Origin of the sequence: Methylobacterium sp. J-088 (assembly GCF_022829295.1) — a bacterium.
Classification (GTDB): Bacteria; Pseudomonadota; Alphaproteobacteria; order Rhizobiales; family Beijerinckiaceae; genus Methylobacterium.
In genome coordinates this window covers 37,923-54,976 of the sequence record NZ_JAKSYH010000103.1, presented here as the reverse complement: position 1 = coordinate 54,976, position 17,054 = coordinate 37,923, and the positions used below count along the sequence as shown (strand labels likewise).

General features: G+C 70.8%; 15 protein-coding genes. 4 read left to right on the top strand and 11 right to left on the bottom strand.

What is annotated here, in order from left to right; all coding sequences use genetic code 11:
• The first annotated feature begins 472 nt into the window (after positions 1-472).
• Both MKK63_RS11590 and MKK63_RS11585 read left to right on the top strand, forming a co-directional pair.
• Positions 473-805, top strand: a complete 333-nt coding sequence (locus MKK63_RS11590; protein ID WP_244001785.1) for a NepR family anti-sigma factor — start codon at positions 473-475, stop codon at positions 803-805.
• Positions 802-1,398, top strand: coding sequence for a sigma-70 family RNA polymerase sigma factor (locus MKK63_RS11585; protein WP_244001783.1), 597 nt, complete (start codon positions 802-804; stop codon positions 1,396-1,398). The genes MKK63_RS11590 and MKK63_RS11585 overlap by 4 nt, the downstream gene beginning before the upstream one ends.
• Positions 1,399-1,404: 6 nt before the next feature.
• Here the strand turns inward: MKK63_RS11585 and MKK63_RS11580 are convergent, their stop codons facing one another.
• The 10 genes from MKK63_RS11580 to chpT all read right to left on the bottom strand — a co-directional run bounded on the left by MKK63_RS11580 (position 1,405) and on the right by chpT (position 12,216).
• Complete coding sequence (locus MKK63_RS11580; RefSeq protein WP_244001781.1) at positions 1,405-1,938, bottom strand: isochorismatase family protein; 534 nt, start codon at positions 1,936-1,938, stop codon at positions 1,405-1,407.
• Between the two features lie 178 nt (positions 1,939-2,116).
• On the bottom strand, positions 2,117-3,139 hold the full coding sequence (locus MKK63_RS11575) for an asparaginase (RefSeq protein ID WP_244001779.1): 1,023 nt from the start codon (positions 3,137-3,139) through the stop codon (positions 2,117-2,119).
• A 133-nt stretch (positions 3,140-3,272) separates the two neighbouring features.
• A complete protein-coding gene (locus MKK63_RS11570; RefSeq protein ID WP_244001777.1) occupies positions 3,273-3,884 on the bottom strand; it encodes a hypothetical protein in 612 nt (203 codons plus the stop codon).
• A 210-nt stretch (positions 3,885-4,094) separates the two neighbouring features.
• Positions 4,095-5,531, bottom strand: coding sequence for a lysozyme inhibitor LprI family protein (locus tag MKK63_RS11565; RefSeq protein WP_244001775.1), 1,437 nt, complete (start codon positions 5,529-5,531; stop codon positions 4,095-4,097).
• Positions 5,532-5,563: 32 nt separating this feature from the next.
• Positions 5,564-6,430: a CheR family methyltransferase gene (locus MKK63_RS11560; protein ID WP_244001774.1), complete on the bottom strand. Its 867-nt coding sequence runs from the start codon at positions 6,428-6,430 to the stop codon at positions 5,564-5,566.
• Entirely contained in the window at positions 6,427-7,620 is a 1,194-nt protein-coding gene (cheB, locus tag MKK63_RS11555) for a chemotaxis-specific protein-glutamate methyltransferase CheB (protein ID WP_244001772.1), read from the bottom strand. Before cheB ends, MKK63_RS11560 begins: the two co-directional genes overlap by 4 nt.
• A gap of 53 nt (positions 7,621-7,673) precedes the next feature.
• Positions 7,674-8,066, bottom strand: a complete 393-nt coding sequence (locus MKK63_RS11550; RefSeq protein ID WP_243926317.1) for a PleD family two-component system response regulator — start codon at positions 8,064-8,066, stop codon at positions 7,674-7,676.
• Between the two features lie 11 nt (positions 8,067-8,077).
• Positions 8,078-8,602, bottom strand: coding sequence for a chemotaxis protein CheW (locus MKK63_RS11545; RefSeq protein WP_244001769.1), 525 nt, complete (start codon positions 8,600-8,602; stop codon positions 8,078-8,080).
• A 61-nt stretch (positions 8,603-8,663) separates the two neighbouring features.
• A complete protein-coding gene (locus tag MKK63_RS11540; RefSeq protein WP_244001767.1) occupies positions 8,664-11,402 on the bottom strand; it encodes a hybrid sensor histidine kinase/response regulator in 2,739 nt (912 codons plus the stop codon).
• A 103-nt stretch (positions 11,403-11,505) separates the two neighbouring features.
• The gene (chpT, locus tag MKK63_RS11535) at positions 11,506-12,216 is read right to left on the bottom strand and encodes a histidine phosphotransferase ChpT (RefSeq protein ID WP_243926322.1); all 711 of its coding nucleotides are present in this window, start codon (positions 12,214-12,216) and stop codon (positions 11,506-11,508) included.
• 344 nt (positions 12,217-12,560) lie between these two features.
• Between chpT and MKK63_RS11530 the strand changes: the two genes are divergently transcribed.
• Positions 12,561-15,473, top strand: coding sequence for a bifunctional [glutamine synthetase] adenylyltransferase/[glutamine synthetase]-adenylyl-L-tyrosine phosphorylase (locus tag MKK63_RS11530; RefSeq protein WP_244001765.1), 2,913 nt, complete (start codon positions 12,561-12,563; stop codon positions 15,471-15,473).
• A 155-nt stretch (positions 15,474-15,628) separates the two neighbouring features.
• On the top strand, positions 15,629-16,510 hold the full coding sequence (locus MKK63_RS11525; protein ID WP_244001763.1) for a 3'(2'),5'-bisphosphate nucleotidase CysQ: 882 nt from the start codon (positions 15,629-15,631) through the stop codon (positions 16,508-16,510).
• Here the strand turns inward: MKK63_RS11525 and MKK63_RS11520 are convergent.
• Positions 16,494-16,919, bottom strand: coding sequence for a YHS domain-containing (seleno)protein (locus MKK63_RS11520; protein ID WP_244001761.1), 426 nt, complete (start codon positions 16,917-16,919; stop codon positions 16,494-16,496). The two genes, MKK63_RS11525 and MKK63_RS11520, sit on opposite strands and share 17 nt — an antisense overlap.
• Positions 16,920-17,054: the final 135 nt, after the last annotated feature.

Here is a 17,054-nt window from a genome sequence, read left to right as displayed (position 1 = left end):
CCTCGCCCCGCCTGCGGGGAGAGGGCCGCGTCTCCCCCTCGTCGGGGAGCGCGGCGAGGCGGCTGCCGAGGGTGAGGGGCGGTTCAGGCGAGCCCCTCCGGAATCGCCCCCGCACCGCCGCTGCGGCTTAGCCTTCGCTTCCCGCCCGGACGACGGGGTCCGTGCGGGCCTCTCCCCGCGCGTGGGGAGAGAGGAGGAACCTGCGCTCAGGCCTGAGATGTTTGAACAGTCAAGCCGTCGGAGGAGCGAGGCGCCAAGCCGGGATCGTTCGCACCGCTCATCCGCCGTTCAGGCAGCGGGTCCGATATTCGTCACAGCCAAGCTATAGACCAGTATTTCCGAATTGTAACTGCAGACATAATTTGAAAAACCTGAGGCAAGCTGGGCCATTTGAAGATTAAAGTTCCCTGAATGTATAATTCAGAACCGATTAAATCCGGAGCGCCTACCAGCGCCATCCGAAGGCGATGAGATGCGTCTCACCGTAGCCCGTCCCCGGATCGGCACGGTGAAGCGCAGGACCCTGCGGGGCCGCATCGCGCACGGCACGGGGTGCAACCACATGTCAGGGAGCAAAGACGAGCGGGCGGTCCCCAGCGCCGCGCGGGCCGAGACGGCCGGGTCGGTCGTTGCGTTCCCCTCGCGACAACGCCCCTGCGCGCGTCAACGCGAGATCGATGCTGCAGCCCGGGAGCGGATCGGGCGCGGCCTGCGCCTGCACTACGCGGACGTCCTGTCCCTTCCGGTCCCGGACCGGCTCCTGATGCTCCTCGACGCCCTCGCCGACACGGAGGCCCAGCCATGACCCTGATGCTCCAAGCCGTTCCCGCGGGGAGTGGAACCGGCGCGGCCCCGACGGGCGCCGACCCCGAGATGCGCGACCTCCTGCTGGGCGCGATCCCGGCCCTGCGGGCCTTCGCGTTCTCGCTGACCTATGATTTCGACCGCTCGGACGACCTCGTGCAGGACACGCTGGTCCGGGCCTGGATCAACGCCGCGAGCTTCCGCCGGGGCACCAACCTCACGGCGTGGCTGTTCACGATCCTGCGCAACCTGTTCTACTCGGAGCAGCGCAAGCGCAAGCGCGAGGTCGAGGATGCCGACGGGGTCCATGCCGGCCGGCTGACCAGCCTGCCCGAGCAGGAGGTCCGGATGGAGATGGCGCAGTTCCAGAGCGCCCTGAACCAGCTCCCGGCCGCCCAGCGCGAGGCGCTGGTCCTGGTCGGCGCCCAGAGCTTCACCTACGAAGAGGCGGCGGCGATCTGCGGCGTCGCGGTCGGCACGATCAAGAGCCGGGTCAGCCGGGCCCGGGTCCGGCTGATCGAGGCGCTGGGCATGGAGGGGACGGACGATATCGGCACCGACGCGCAGACCCGGGCGGCGCTCGACGGGGGCTGAGCGGCCTCACTTGATCAGCCGGACGACCTCACGGAAGCGCGGATGCCGGGCGGTGCCGAGCCACTCGAACACCACCATCTCGGTGGTGACGATCTCGGCGCCGTGGGCCGCCATCCGGGCGAGCCCTGCGTCCCGGTTCCCGGTCTTGCGGGAACCGACCGCGTCAGCAACCACGTAAACGCGGCGGCCGGCCTCCCGCAGGCCGAGGACGGTCTGCAGCACGCAGATATGCGCCTCGCAGCCGGTCACCACGCAATCGTGGTCGTCCGGCAGGCGGTCGAGAAAGCCCGGGGCCTGCACGGCGCCGAAGCTCATCTTCGGAATGGCCGTCCCGGGCTCGGGGGCGAGCTCCGGCACCGTCGGCCCGAGGCCCCCGGCATTCTGCTCGGTGACCAGCACCGGCACGGCGACGAGTTTCGCGGCGGCGGCGAGACGGCCGGTGTTGGCGATCACCTCGGCGCCCGCCGCGATGGCCGGCATCAGCCGGACCTGGACGTCGATGACGAGGAGTACGGAGCGGGCGGGGTCAATCAGCGGCATCGGTCGCGACAAACTCTCAGAGCCTGTTTGATGGGATCGAGTCCTGGTTTCGAAAGGTCGGGACCTTTCGCGGGTCCAGGGCAGAGCCCTGGTGAACATCTCGGGGCCAGATCTCAGGGCTCTGCCCTGAGAACCCGCCAAAGGGCTGGCCCTGTGGAATCCCGAGCAGAGCAGGCTTTCAGTACGTAGCGAACAGGCGCGCCACGGCCTCCGGCTCCGCCGTGACGGTCAGCGCCAGGGCGAGGAGGATCCGGGCCTTCTGCGGGGTCAGATTGTCGGCGCTGAGGATGCCACGCTCGCGCAAGCGGGTGGACAGGGGCACCACGCCGCTCCCGGCCCGGGTCGACATCACCACAACGATCCCGGCAGCGGCCGCAGCCTCCAGGGCCTCGGCCTCGCCGGGCGGGACCATGCCCGGGGCGAGCCCCGCCGCGACGAGGCCCCGTGCCCCCGCGGCCCGGAACGCCCGCACGGCGGTGCCGTCGGCATCGGCGTAGCCATAGGCGATGTCGACCCGCGGCAGCGCGGTCAGATCCCGGATGTCGAAGGGCGTGCCCGGCGCGTGCGCGCGCTCGGAGCGCCGGTAGTACCGGACATGATCGCCGTCGACCTGGCCGAGCACCCCGAAATCCGGCGTCCGGAAGGTCTGGAGCCGGGCCACCGAGGTCTTGGTCACCTCGCGGGCCGCCTGGATCTCGTCATTGAGCACCACGAGGACGCCGCGTCCGCGGGATTCGGGCGCCGCCGCGGTGCGCACCGCCGCCACGAGGTTGAGCTTGGCATCGGTCGACAGCGCGCTCATCGGGCGCTGCGAGCCCACCAGCACCACCGGCAGGTCGACCGTCAGGGTGAGGCTGAGTGCGTAGGCGGTCTCCTCCAGGGTGGCGGTGCCGTGGCCGATGACGATGCCGGCGAGGTCCGGGTGATCGGCCGCAAGGCGCGCGCACAGGCCGACGAGGGCGCGCCATTCGGCGAAGCCGATCGCCGGGCTCGGCACCGCCTGGAACGGGACCGGCACCATCGCGGCCACGCTTGCCAGCTCCGGGACCGCCGCCAGGATGCCGCCGGCCTCCAGGCGCCGGCCGGTGGCACCGTAGTCGAGGATGTCGAGGGCGTCGCGCCCGAGGGACGCGATCGTGCCGCCGGTCCCGATGAAGGCGACCTTGGGCAGCCCGCGTTCCGCCATCATCCCTGCCGCCATGCCGAGCCTCCCGGCCGTCCCCGGCCTCGCGAATGCGGGTGGACGATGCCGCGGCGCGAGGCCCCGGTCGACCCCGCCCGGCGCAGGCGGGCGATGCGCCGGACGATGGGCGCAGCGCCGGGAGGCGACCGCGTCAGCTCCGGAAGTCGACCAGCAGGGCCGAGATGCGGGAGCTGCCGCTGCTGCCGCTCGCCCCGTAGCCGACGCTGGGCGACTGGCTGTTCTGGAGTTGCTGGAGGAAGCCGGCCAGGAGATCGTTGGTCGACGACGTGTCGGCGCTGCTCGACGAACCGGAGGTGCCGCTGCCGGAGGCGGCGTCGGGGGGCGGCGAGCCCGGCGGGGGTCCCGGCGGCGGGCCGCCCGCACCCGAGACGCCGCCATCCGCTGCGTCGGCGGTCTGGGTGCTCCGGCCGTGGCTGGCGAACAGGGTCTTCAGCTCGGTGGCCTGATCGTCGGTCAGGCTGCCGCTGCTGACCTGATCGGCGATCAGGCTGTCGACCCGGTCCTTCATGGAGGACGGGTCGAGCTTGGCCTCGGTGCCGCTGCTGACGTTCGCGCGGTCCGCCGACAGGCCGGAGTCGATCGACGACAGGGCGCTGGTCAGGGCAGTGGCGTCGGTGCTGCTGAGGGTGCCGGCCGACAGCGCGCTGCTGATCGTGTCGGCCATCCGCGTCTGCGGGCTGTCCTGGGTCGACCGTCGCGGCGCGTAGAGCTGCGACGCCGTGGTGGAACTGATGCTGCTCATGGAAACGCTCGGGGCACGGAACTGCCGGAGTCGACCGGCGGCGGGTCCGTGTGCAATTTACCCACGTAGTCCTTAAGGATGCGTTTCCCGGCGAATCTGCAATTGAGGTGGTTGTGACATCGTCCGGAGCGGTTTCGACCGCTCCATTGGAAAAGCGCGATGCGTTCGGCTCGGCGGATCGATCGAACAGGCCCTGCCGACAGGATTCACTCAGGGCGTGGCGGCCTTTCCCGCCTCCGGCCCGGAACCGGCCGGGACGCGCGCCCGGAGCGCCTCGGCCAACTGTCCGAATGTCGTGCTCCGCGTAGCGAGCGTGTCGAACGCCTCCTTGGAGAGGATGAGGAATCGGGGGGCGGCCGGTCTCGCGTCGCTGGTCATGTCGCGGCGGAACCGCAGCCATCGATCGGTGTCGAGCTTCAGCCAGAAATCCCCATCCGGTCGAATGAAGGGCCCACCGAGGATGTCGGCGATCACGATATCGGACGTATAGGTCGACCCGCCGAAGAACGGGTCGGGCTCGCCGTCGTCCAGGGCGCAGGCCGGCGTCTGCCGCTCCACCGGCTTCGGCCGCAGGGTGACGATCCTGAACGAGCGCCCTTCGTAGGCGCTTTCACCCGGCGACGGAAACGCCGTCCGGACCCAGACCGCGCCGGTCAGCGGGTTGGCGCTGCATTTCGCGGAGCCGCCCGCGTCGATCCGGACACTGTCCATCGCCGAGATCGTGAGGCCGGCGATCGCCTCATCCTTGGGTGTCGCTGCGGGATCGACCGGCGCCACCATCCAGCGCAGGTTGAAGGCCTCGGCCGCCGTCAGTCGCCGGTCGAGGAAGGGCGGCCGGCCCTTCGGCCGCTCGAAGATCTCCGAGCGCAGCCAATCCGCCAGATCGCCGCAATAGACGATCTGGCCGTTCCTCCGGGCCCAGAGCGGTTCGGCGCGGGATGCATCCAGCACCCAGAGGTCGGGATCAAGGAACGGCGAGCGGCGGCCGCTCCCATTGAGCCAAGCGAGAAACCGCTCGACGACGTCCTTTGGAAAGGTGACCTCTTCCAGCCTTCTGGCCGCCTCGGCGCACTTGCAATCGAGCGTTCGGCAATGGGGACCGGGATCGGCTGCGTTCGCCTTGACGACCGCATCCCATTGTCGTTCGGCCTCGGCGGCGTCGCGGGGAAAATCGTTCAAGAGGGTCAGGTAGGGGCGCCACGCATTCATCCGGGTGGCGACCAGCCGTCCGAGATCCGCCGCATTGTTGGCCGAGCAGGTCAACGCCTCGAACGGATCGGCAGGCTTCGGATCGGCAGGTTTCGGATCGGCAGGATTGGCGCACGCGACCGTGCTCTTGATGCGGGCCAGCCTCTCCCGATAGGCCTCTTCGAGGCAGGCCGCATCGCGACAGCGATCACGCGTCGCCTTGAGCCAGAAGCGCTGATCCTCCGTGATCCGCTTGTGATCGTCGCGGACCGAGACCGCGCGCTTGTACGCCGCGTTGAGCCGTCGAGCGGCCTCCGCCAGTCCCGGATCCGCGCAGATGATCGCCTCGACCGCAGTCGAAACCCGCGCGCACTCCATCGCCGATGCGGTCGACACGCAGGTCAGGACCGAACCGGCAAGCAGAAGCAGCAGCCGCGCAAGCAACCTATGACCGTCCACGTCGTCGTCCGATCGTGATCGTCTGCGGTTCGTCAGACGCCTGCGGCCACGCGCAGCGGCGCCGCCGTCTCGCCCAGGCGCACCGCCGGCGCGGCGTGCGTGTACAGGCCGCGATGCTTCGGATGGGGCGCGAGCCGGTCGGTCAGCCCGATCACCGTCTCGGCCGCGCCCAGAAGCAGAGCCCCCTCCGGCGCGAGCTGGGCGGCGAGCCGCGCCAGCACGTCCGATTTCGTCGGCGCGTCGAAGTAGATCAGCACGTTGCGACAGTAGATGATGTCGAACTGGCCGAACATCGTGAAGCTTTGCAGCAGGTTGAGCTGGCGGTAATCCACCATATTGCGCAAACTCTGGGCGATCTGCCACTGCTCGCCGACCTGATTGAAGTACTTGATCAGCCACTGCACCGGCAGGCCGCGCTGGACCTCGAAATGGCTGTAGAGCCCGGCCTTGGCCTTCTCGATCACCTCGGTGGAAATATCGGTGGCCACGATCTCGACCTGCCAGCCCGGCATCCGGGGCGCCGCCTCCTGCAGCAGCATGGCGAGCGAGTACGGCTCCTGGCCCGTGGAGGAGGCCGCGCACCAGATCCGAAGCCGGCGGCGGCTGGCATTGCGGATCAGCGCCTCCGGCAGCAGCGTGTCGCGGAACAGGTCGAACGGGATCCGGTCGCGGAAGAAGAAGGTCTCGTTCGTGGTCATCGCCTCGACCACGCTCCGCTCCAGCGCCCCATTCCGGCCAAGCTTGAGCGCGCTGATCAGCTCGCCAAGGCTTCCGAGCCCGCAGCGGCGGCAGATCGGGGTCAGCCGGCTCTCCACGAGGTAGCGCTTCTCGGCGGTCAGCGCGAGGCCGGAGCGCTGCTTGAGGAAGCCGCGCAGGAATTCGAATTCGAGTTCGGTCATGCCGGCTGACCCGTGATCATGGCGCGCAGAGCCGTCGCGAGGTCCGGCAGCGGCAGGACCGCCTCGGCGAGGCCGGCCCGGGCGACGCTGCCCGGCATCCCCCAGACCGTGCTGGTCGCCTCGTCCTGGGCCAGGACCGGGCCGCCGGCGTCGGTGAGCGCCCGGGCACCGTTGGTGCCGTCCGAGCCCATGCCGGTGAGGATCACGGTGACGGTGGCGGCGCCGAACAGGACCGCCGCGTCCTTGAACAGAACGTCGACCGCCGGCCGGCAGAAATTCACCGGCGGCCCGTCGGTCAGCTTGATGATGGGTCCGTTCGGGCCCGCCACGAGGCCCATGTGGCGGCCGCCCGGGGCGACATAGATCCGGCCGGGCTCGACCCGCTCGTCGGGCTTGCCCTCGGCGGCCTGGATTCCGGTGCGGGTCGTCAGGTGCTCGGCGAACACCGCGGTGAAGATCGGCGGCATGTGCTGCACGATCAGAACCGGCAGGCGTCGGAGCGTCGCCGCGCCGATCCCTTCCAGCATCTCGCCCACCGCCCGGGGCCCGCCCGTGGAGGAGCCGATCAGCAGGGCGCGGGGCGCCGTGCGGCTGCGAACCTTCGGCCGCAGGGTGAAAGGTGTCGGCGCGCGCGGCGCGGCTGGGGCCGCATGCGCCGCCACGGGGGAGGCGGGCGCCGGATGGGCCGCCGGCGCGAGGGCGGAGGCCGGGCGCCGGATCCGGGCCCGGGCCGCACCGAACACGCGCACGCGCTCGATCAGCTCGGCCCGGAACACGTCCGAGGTGGTGACGCCGCGGCTGCTCTCGGGCTTGGCGATGTAGTCCACCGCCCCGAGGGCGAGGCATTTCAGCGAGATGTCGGCGTTGCGCGTGGTCAGCGTCGACATCATGACGACCTGCACGCTTGGGCTCATGGCCAGCATGCGCGGTAGCGCGGTCGTGCCGTCGAGTTCCGGCATCTCGATGTCGAGCAGGACCACGTCCGGATCGTGCTTGGCCATCATTTCGATGGCGATCCGCCCGTTGGAGGCGGTGCCGACCAGCCTGAAGCCGGCCTCGCCGATCCAGCGGGCCACGAGGCCGCGCACCACGGCGGAATCGTCGGCGACCAGAACCCGGATCGCGGCGGCCCCGGACGTGCTCTGGGTGGGCGGGCTCCGGGGCGGTGCAACCGCGGGACTCAGGGCCATGATGCGTGCCTCGGATACGGGGGCGCGGATGTGCGTAAAGGGGCGCGAAACGATCAGGCCGCGTCGGCGACGAGCCCGACCTGCTCGAGCTTGGCCGTCAGGATATCGCGGTCGAACGGCTTCATGATGTATTCGTCCGCCCCCGCCCGGAGGGCCCGGGCGATAGCGCCGACATCGTTCTCGGTGGTGCAGAACAACACCTTGGGGAACTCGCCCCCCTCGCTCTGGCGCAGGGCCTGGAGGAAGGCGTAGCCGTCCATGTTCGGCATGTTCCAATCGAGCAGGATCGCGTCCGGCATATGGGCCGCGCAGGCTTCGAGGGCGGCGCTGCCGTCCTCCGCCTCGCTGACATTCATGCCGAGGTCCTCAATGATCCGCCGGGCGACCTTCCGGATCACCGCGGAATCGTCCACCACCAGGCAGTTGGTCTCGTGCGGCGCCTTCATCGGGCTCTCCCTCAAGCCGCCTTGGCGCCGGCCGCCGTGAAGCCGAGGAGGGCATCCACGTCGAGGATCACCAGCAGGCGCCCGTCGAGGCGGTGGACACAGGTGGCGAGGTTGCGGAAGCGCGGATCCAGGTTGATCGGCACCGCCTCCCGGCTATCGGCGCCGAGCTTCAGCACCTCGCCGACCCCGTCGACCACGAGGGCGAAGGTCTCGCCCGCCTGTTCCAGGCCGATCGCCATCTTCGGACTGGCCTTGCCGCCCTCGCCCTCCGCCTCCGCATCGGGCAGGTCCAGGCGCCGGCGCAGGCTCATGGCGGTGACCACGCGGCCGCGCAGGTTCAGGAGGCCCACGATCTCGGCCGGCGCGAGCGGCACCGGCGTCACCCCGGAGGGCACGAACACGTCGTGGACCCGCTCGATCGCCAGCCCGAACAGGGTCTCGCCGACAAACACCGTCACGAAGTCGTTGGTGGCACCGGTCTCGACGCCGTTGGTGCTCGCTTGGGCGCCGGTGGCGTTGGCATTGGCAGCCTGCATCGGAACTCTCCGGATGATCGTTTCGATCGTTGCGATCGCTGTGGGGCGGGCGGCGCCGGGATCAGGCCGCCTTCGAGACCGTCTCGGCGCCGAGCTCGGCCAGGGCGGCGATCAGGCCGGCCCGATCGAACTTCGCCACGAGATCGGCGATCGCCAGGGTCCGGGCCCGCTCCACGGCGTCGGCCCCGATCGCCCCGGTGAGGCCGATCACCGGGAGTGCGGCGAGCCGCGGCTCGGCCCGGCGCATCGCGGCGACGAGGTCGAAGCCGCTGCGGCCCGGCATCTCCAGGTCGGTGACCACCACCTCGATCTTCGGATCGGACTGGAGCGTGTTGAGCGCCGCCTCCGCGCTCGCCGCCGTGATCACCTGATAACCCGCCGCCTTCAGCACCGGGGTCAGCATGTCGCGGAAGAAGGCTGAATCGTCGACCAGCAGGATCGTGGAGAGTTGCTCGGGCCGCTTCAGGCCGCGCGCCCAGTCGTCGTAGGCCAGCGGCAGGAAGTGGGCGATGTTGATGATGTCGGTCGCCCGGCCCCGCAGCACCGCCGAGCCGATCAGGTCCGAGCGGTCGGCCGCGATCTCGATGTCGAGCCGCTCCTCCACGATGTCGACGATCTCGTCGACCACGAGCCCCATGGCGCGCTCGCCGTCGGAGAACACCACCAGGGCCTGGGTCCCCTCCGACTTGATGGTGATCGCCGTATCCGCCGGGACGAGCGGCATCAGGCGCCCGCGGTACTGGATCAGCGCGCGGCCGCCCAGCCACTCGACCTTCGCGCACTCGATCTCCTCGAGGCGGGTGACCAGCGACAGCGGCACCGCCTTGAAGCTGCCCTGACCGCCCTTGAACACCAGGAGCGTGGTCTTGTTGTCGACCACCTCGCCCGCCGCGTCGTCGTCGGTCTCGGCGTGGCCGCCGCTGCCCTGAACGCCCTGCGCCACCTGCCGGGCGACGCCGTTCGGATCGACGATCAGCACCACGGCGCCGTCGCCGAGGATCGTGTTGCCGGCAAACATCGGGATGTGGCGAAGCTTCACCGACATCGGCTTCACGACGATCTCCTCCGTGTGGAAGACCTCGTCGACGAGGATGCCGAAGCGCTCCCGCCCGACCTGGGCGACCACCACGAAGCCGGCCTGCTCCGTCTCGGAGCCCGCCTGCGATTGCCCGAGCAGCCCGGTGAGCGACACGATCGGCAGCAGCCGCTCGCGCAGGCGCAGAACCGGCGCGCCGTTGATGCGCTCGACCCGCTGCGCCCCGGCATCGACCCGCACCAGCTCCAGCACCGCCACCTGCGGCAGGGCGAAGCGGTGCTCGCCGGCCCGCACGATCAGCGCCGCCACGATGGCCAGCGTCAGCGGGATCTTGATGGTGAAGGTCGTGCCCCGGCCCGCCGTGGTGGCGATGTCGATCAGGCCGCCGATGGTCTCGATGTTGGTCTTGACCACGTCCATGCCGACGCCGCGGCCCGACACCGAGGTCACCGCCGCCGCCGTGGAGAAGCCCGCGTCGAAGATGAACTTGGCGACCTGCGCGTCGGTCATCCGGTCGACGTCGGCCTGGGCGGCGATCCCGCGCTGTACCGCTTTCTGGCGAATCGCCGCGAGGTTGAGGCCCTTGCCGTCGTCGGCGATCTCGATCGTGATCGTGCCGCCCTCGTGATAGGCGGCGAGCCGGATCGTGCCGCGGGCGGGCTTGCCCGCCGCCACGCGCTCGGCGGTCGATTCGAGGCCGTGATCGGCCGAGTTGCGGACCATGTGGGTCAGCGGGTCCTTGATCACCTCAAGGACCTGCCGGTCGAGCTCGGTCTCGGCGCCGACCATCACGAGGTCGATCTGCTTGCCGAGTTCCGCCGAGAGGTCGCGGACCACGCGCGGCAGCTTCTGCCACGCATTGCCGATCGGCTGCATGCGGGTCTTCATCACGCCGTCCTGCAGCTCGGCCGTGACGTGGGACAGCCGCTGCAACGGCACCTTGTAACTCGAATCCTCGTGCCGGCGGGCGATCTCGAGGAGCTGATTGCGGGTCAGCACCAGCTCCGAGACCATCGTCATCAGGTGCTCGAGCGTCTCGACGCTCACCCGGATCGTCTGGTTGCCCTTGGCGGCCGCAGTGGTCTCGCCCGGGGTCGTCTCGCCCTCGGTGCCGCCCTCAGCCTTCTCGGCGCGCACCGGCTCGGCCTCGACGGCCTCGACCGGTGCCGCACTCGCCTGCGGAGCGGGAGCGGCGGGTTTGGGCGCAGGGGCGGCGGCCGCCACGGGCGGAGGCGCTGCGAAATCCGCTTCTTCCGGCCCCGGCGCCGCCAGGAAGGCGGCCTCGAGGTCGTCGAGGGAGACTTCGCCAGGCTTCAGTTCGCGGACCACCGGATCGGGCAGCACCGGCTCGGGCCGCGGCGGGGGAGCCGCCGGCTCCAATGCCTCGGCCGAGCCCTCGGCCATGCGCTCCAGGGCGGAGATGAGGTCGTCGTCCGACCCCGCCGGCTCAGTGCCGGTGGCCTCCAGATCGGCCAGGATCTCCTTCAGCCGGTCCAGGGTCAGCAGGATCAGCGTCACCGACGCGGAGGTGGCGGGCAGCCCGTCCCGGAACCGGCCCATCAAGGTCTCGGCCGCATGCGCCAAGGCTTCGAGGCGCGGAAGCCCTAGGAAACCGCACGTTCCTTTGATTGTATGGACTAGTCGGAAGATATTCCGAAGGATCGTCTCATTATTCGGATCCTGTTCAAATCGGACGAGCTCTGCATCGACTGTGTCGAGATGCTCGCCGCTCTCAGTCAGGAACTCGCGAAGCAGGTCGTCCATAGGCGCAACTCGTTACCGGAAGAAGGTCTCGCGCACCGTACTTACTCGGGCGCGGTTAGGGAAGCGTTTCAGTTCCTGCCCCGCGCCGGAGTTTTTCAGAATTTCACGCCAGTGTGGTGTTCGAACCCTCATCGGAGGGTTCAACGGATGCTTCGATCACTGTCGGCTCGGCCGTGATCGTCACCTCATCATCCTGGATGGCGAATCGAACACTCATGTCGGCGGCCCGCGCCACGAGGCCGGCATAGAACGGCAGGATGCCGTGGGCATCGACGGTTCCACTCTCGGGGCTGCCGGCCATCAGCTCCTCCACGTGCGGGGGAATGCGGGCATGCGAGCCCTTGGCCTTGAACACGAAGCTCGGCGCCGCGCCGTCGCCGGAGACCACGACGTCGATCGCGCCGCCCCGCGGGATCGCGGTCGTGGCGATCATTACGAGGTTGAGGAGCAGCTTGACCTTGTTCTTGGGAAACAGCGCCTGCGGGGCGCTCCAGGTCAGCTTGGTCTTGTCGTCGGAGAACATGCCCTTGGCGACGCTTTCGGCATCGGCGAGGTCGATCGAGGCGCCGGCCGATCCCGCGGCGCCGAAGGCGATCCGCGCGAATTTCAGCCGCGCCGAGGCCTGCCGGGCGCTCTTGCCGATCAGCTCCAGCGCGAAGGTGCGCATCGATTCGTCCTCGTCGTCCTCCAGGACTTCGAGCCCGTTGACGATCGCGCCGACGGGGCTGATCACGTCGTGGCAGACGCGGGAGCAGAGCAGGGCGGCGAGGTCGAGGCCGTCGAGGGTCAGGGTCGGCGAGTTCGGGGACGACATGGTGCGCTCCGGGGGAATCTGGTTCGGGCGTCTGCGGGCCGGGGCCCCGACTGGCGGCCGTTCGTCGGCCGCCGCATCCGGCGTACACGTCGCCCAAAGGAGCCCGCGCCCAGCGGGTCGGACCGGGGGCGACGGCCGGTCCGCACGGATAAACGCCACGCCGGCCTTTGAAAAGCGTTACCGGGATTGACGGATCGGCGCGGCGGCGCCCGATTCGGGCTGGGCTGTCATGGCCACGGATCGCGAGATGGAGCCGGCGGAGGGAGGGCGCACGTTGTTGGCAGTTGACCCAGGCCATCGACGATCCGTCAAATCCGCCAACCCCTGACGCGGAGCTCCACCCCATGCAGTCCGCCCCGACCCTGCGCGAGAGCCTGCAGCCCCGCCTGCCCCTCGCGGATCCGGAGGCGGCGCGAGCCCGGCTCGCCGAGATTGCGCCCGCTCTCCCGCCGGGTTTCCTGACGCCGCCCTGTCGTGACCTGCTCCTGGGTCTCGCCGACCATTCCCCCTTCCTCTGGCGGGCGTGCCTGCGGGCGCCGGAGCGGCTGGTCGCGCTGCTCGAACAGCCGCCCGATGCGGCGAGCCGGGAGATTATCGCCCGCCAGCGCGCAGTCGGCGCCGCCTGCGGGGTCAATCCCGACCTCGCCGAGGTCGGAAAGCGGCTGCGGGCCAACCGGGAGGCACATGCGCTCCTTGTGGCGCTGGCGGATCTCGGCGGCGGCTGGGATGTCGCGGCGGTCACCCGGGCGCTGTCCGGCTTCGCCGACGCCTCGGTGAGTGCGGCGACCGAGGCGCTGCTCCGGCAGGGACTCGCGACCGGTCGGTTCCGGGCGCCGGATCCGGACGCGCCGCAGGCCGGATCGGGGCTGATCGTCCTGGGGCTGGGCAAGCTCGGTGGCGGCGAGCTGAACTATTCGAGCGATATCGATCTCGTGATCTTCTACGAGAACGAAGCCGCAGCGGCCGCGACCGGGGGCGACCCGAAGCCCTTCTTCGTCAAGCTCGCGCAGGGGCTGGTGAAGCTCCTGTCCGACCGGACCGCCGAGGGCTACGTCCACCGCATCGACTACCGCCTGCGGCCGGACCCAGGCTCCACCGCGGTGGCCCTCTCCACGGGCTTCGCCTTCGATTACTATCAGACGCTGGGCCAGAACTGGGAGCGGGCCGCCTTCGTCAAGGCCCGGCCGATCGCGGGCGACATCCCGGCCGGCGCGGCGTTCCTCGCCGAACTCGCGCCGTTCATCTGGCGGCGGCACTTCGACTTCCCGGCAATCGCCGAGATCCACGCCCTCAAGCGGCAGATCCACATGGTCCGCGGCCACGACACCATCGCGGTCGCCGGCCACGACATCAAGATCGGCCGCGGCGGCATCCGGGAGATCGAGTTCTTCGTCCAGACGCAGCAGTTGGTCTTCGGCGGGCGCAAGCCGAGCCTCCGGGGACGCGGCACCGTGGCAATGCTCGGCGGCCTCGCTGCGGCGGGCTGGATCGACGGACGCGCCCGCGACGAGCTGACCGAGGCCTACGGGTTCCTGCGCACCCTGGAGCACCGGATCCAGATGGTCCGCGACGAGCAGACCCAGCGCCTGCCGACCGGCATCGAGGCGCTGACCGGGCTCGCCTTGTTCGCGGGCTTCCCGGATCTCGCGGCCTTCGAGACGGCGCTGCTTCACCATGCCGGCCGGGTCCAGGGGCATTACGACCTGCTGTTCGAGGCCGAGACGGTCGCAGACGACATCCTCGTCTTCGGCGAGTCAGAACCGGAGCCGGCCACCTTGGAGCGGCTCGGCGCCTTCGGGTTCCGCGATCCGCCGCGCGCCTGGGAGACCGTGCAGGGCTGGCATCTGGGGCGCCGCCCGGCCCTGCGAACCGGGCGGGCGCGGGAAATCCTGGCCGAGATGCTGCCAGCGCTGCTCCAGGCGCTCGGCGGCACCGCCGACCCGGACGAGGCGTTGCTCGCCCTCGACCGCGCCTTCGCGCGGATGCCCGCCGTGGCCGAGCTCCTGGCGATCCTGCGCTCACACGAGCGCCTGCGCCTGCTGTTCGCCGACATCCTCGGGACGGCACCGCGCCTCGCCGACACCGTCGGCCTGAGCCCGCACGTCCTCGACACCGTGCTGGACGCGGATTTCGTGAGTCCGCCCCTGGATCCCGCCGCGGTCGAGGCCCAGTACCGGATGCTCGTGGGACAACCGGCGAGCCACGAGGAGGTCCTCGACCGCTGCCGGGACGCCACACGGCAGATGGCCTTCGTCACCGGCGCACGCCTCCTGTCGGGCATCCTGACGCCGCGGCAGGCCGGCGAGGCCTACACGGCGATCGCGGAGGCAACGGTGGCCCTGAGCCTGGAGGCGGAGGAACGCCGCTTCGCCCAGGACCACGGCGCGGTGCCCAAGGGGCGCTGCTGCGTCCTGGCACTGGGCCGGCTCGGGTCCCGGCAGCTCAGTACCGCATCCGACCTCGACCTCGTGTTCCTGTACGATTTCGATGCCGAGGACCGCATCAGCGACGGCAGGCGGTCGCTCGACGCCGTGGTCGCCTACAACCGGCTGGCGCAGCGCCTGTTCGCAGCGCTCACCACCGCGACGCGGCGGGGACGGCTCTATGCGGTCGACCTGCGGCTGCGGCCCTACGGCAGCCACAGCCCGCCGGCCGTGCAGCTCTCGGGCTTTACGGCCTATCACCGGGACGGGGCGGAACCCTGGGAGCACATGGCCCTCGCCCGCGCCCGGGTGGTGGCCGGTGACGCGACCCTGGGGGCCGCCGTCACAGCCGAGATCGCCGCCATTCTTTCCCAACAGCGCGAGCCGGCCAAAGTCTGCGCCGAGGCGGGGGCGATGCGGGCGCTCGTCGCTCGGGAGCGCGGCCATGCCGGCCCCTACGACCTGAAGCTCGCCCCCGGCGCCTTGTTCGACCTCGATTTCCTGGCCCAGGCCATCGTGCTGAGCCACGCCCACGACTGGCCGGACTGCATCGGCCTTGGCGCGGAGGCCCTTTTCCGCTGGGTTGCGGGGCGCGGCCTGCTGCCGGACGAGGCGGCGGAGTCCCTCGCCGAGACCTACCGGTTCCTCGACGCGGTCTATCAATGGCAGCGGCTGGTGATGGTCGATCCCACCACGGAGCCGTCCGAGACGGCAGCACGGCAGATCGCCAAGGCGGTGGGCCTGCCGGACGCGCGAAGCCTCGCGGCGGACCTGTGCCGTCACCGGCGCCGAAGCCAGGCCCTGCTCGCGCGGATCCGGCGCACGGTGGCTTGAATCGCATCCCCGCCGATGCATCCTGCCAGCGGCAGCGGCAGCGTCGGCACCTGAGCCGGGAGACGGACCGGATCGCAGATCGAGCGCCGGATTCGTACTCCAAACCGTCGACATCGCGTGCTGGCTCGGGCATTCAGAGCGGTCTGGGAGGAACCATGACGGGCGCGGCGACGATCTCGGGGCCTGAGCGTGAGCGGATCGCCGCAGCGCTCGCCGAGATCGCCTGCGCGGCGGGCGAGATTCTGCGCCGCTATCACCGGGCTCCCTGCCCCCACGCCCTGAAGCCGGACGGCACCCCGTGGAGCGCCGCCGACGTGGAGGCCGAGGATCTGATCGTCGCCGCCCTGGCCGAGCGATTCCCCGGGATCGCGGTCGTGGCGGAGGAGCGCATGGCCGCGGCACGGGGCGACGTGGTGGTGCCGGCCGACACCTTCTTCCTGGTCGATCCCCTGGACGGCACCCGCGACTTCCTGGCCGGAACGCACGACTACTCGGTCAACATCGCCCTGGTGGCGGGCGAGCGCCCGGTGGCGGCGGCCCTGGCGGCGCCGGGCTTCGACCGGGTCTGGTGGGCGGGCACCGCCGCCGTCGAGGCCGTCGTGACCGCCGGCCGCCCCGGCCCCAGGCGACCGGTGCACGCGCGGGCCGTGCCGGAGGGCGGCCTCCTGGCGCTCGGCAGCCGCCGACACGGCGATGCCGAATCCATGACTTGCCTCGCCGCCCTCCCGGTGATGGAGACGCGCCAAGTCGGCTCCGCGCTCAAGTTCGGCCTGATTGCGGCCGGGGAAGCGGACATTTACGTGCGCTGCGGCCCGACCATGGAATGGGATACCGCGGCCGGCGACCACCTCGTGGCGACCGCCGGGGGCTGCGTGGTGGTGCCGGGCGGCGGCCCGATCCGCTACGGGCAGCACGGGCCCAACCACCGCAACGGGCCCTTCGCGGCGCTCGGCGACCCGTCCCTGGCCCAGCGCCTCACCCTGCCCGCCTCCTGCGGCACGCGCGGCGGCCGGCCGACGCTCAGCGCGACGTCGTAGGCGCCGCGTCCGGCTGGTCGCGCAGGCCCGGCCACGCAGCCTCCGCCTGGCCGGCGAGGCCGGGATCGGCCAGGAACCGGGCGCGGCGCCCCGCGTCCCGGAACAGGTAGAGGCGATCGCCGATCACCGCGAAGACCAGGGGATCGGCATCCACCAGGCGGCCTTCCAGGATGCCGGCGCCGTCGTAGCCCCCGAGCCGGGGGGCATAGGTGGCCGGATCGTCCCGGAAGGCCTCGCGGTTGGCGCTGCTGGCGAAGCGCCAGACCCGTCCGCCCCAGGTCAGCTCGAACCGGCCCGTCCCGGCGCGCGGCCCGTCCGCCAGAAAATAGGTGACCGGATCGAAGCCGTTGAGCGTCAGCAGCGCGATCGGCGCCCCCACCGGCTCGCCCGCCGCCGGCCGGGCCAGCATCAGGGCGGCGCAGACAGCAAGAGCGCGGGTCCGGCGCGACCTGAGGGATCCGGGGCTGCGGGCTGCGGGGTCAGGACGCGTTAACCACATCTTGCGAATTCCCCTGGAAGCTGGTCCCACTCGTCCGACCGGACC

Coding starts and splice junctions, on each gene's coding strand:
- chpT (WP_243926322.1), bottom strand. CDS start 12,216: ATGTCGTCCCCGAACTCGCCGACCCTGACCCTCGACGGCCTCGACCTC.
- MKK63_RS11540 (WP_244001767.1), bottom strand. CDS start 11,402: ATGGACGACCTGCTTCGCGAGTTCCTGACTGAGAGCGGCGAGCATCTC.
- MKK63_RS11570 (WP_244001777.1), bottom strand. CDS start 3,884: ATGAGCAGCATCAGTTCCACCACGGCGTCGCAGCTCTACGCGCCGCGA.
- MKK63_RS11545 (WP_244001769.1), bottom strand. CDS start 8,602: ATGCAGGCTGCCAATGCCAACGCCACCGGCGCCCAAGCGAGCACCAAC.
- MKK63_RS11560 (WP_244001774.1), bottom strand. CDS start 6,430: ATGACCGAACTCGAATTCGAATTCCTGCGCGGCTTCCTCAAGCAGCGC.
- MKK63_RS11530 (WP_244001765.1), top strand. CDS start 12,561: ATGCAGTCCGCCCCGACCCTGCGCGAGAGCCTGCAGCCCCGCCTGCCC.
- MKK63_RS11550 (WP_243926317.1), bottom strand. CDS start 8,066: ATGAAGGCGCCGCACGAGACCAACTGCCTGGTGGTGGACGATTCCGCG.
- MKK63_RS11575 (WP_244001779.1), bottom strand. CDS start 3,139: ATGGCGGCAGGGATGATGGCGGAACGCGGGCTGCCCAAGGTCGCCTTC.
- cheB (WP_244001772.1), bottom strand. CDS start 7,620: ATGGCCCTGAGTCCCGCGGTTGCACCGCCCCGGAGCCCGCCCACCCAG.
- MKK63_RS11590 (WP_244001785.1), top strand. CDS start 473: ATGCGTCTCACCGTAGCCCGTCCCCGGATCGGCACGGTGAAGCGCAGG.
- MKK63_RS11585 (WP_244001783.1), top strand. CDS start 802: ATGACCCTGATGCTCCAAGCCGTTCCCGCGGGGAGTGGAACCGGCGCG.
- MKK63_RS11525 (WP_244001763.1), top strand. CDS start 15,629: ATGACGGGCGCGGCGACGATCTCGGGGCCTGAGCGTGAGCGGATCGCC.
- MKK63_RS11580 (WP_244001781.1), bottom strand. CDS start 1,938: ATGCCGCTGATTGACCCCGCCCGCTCCGTACTCCTCGTCATCGACGTC.
- MKK63_RS11520 (WP_244001761.1), bottom strand. CDS start 16,919: ATGCTGGCCCGGCCGGCGGCGGGCGAGCCGGTGGGGGCGCCGATCGCG.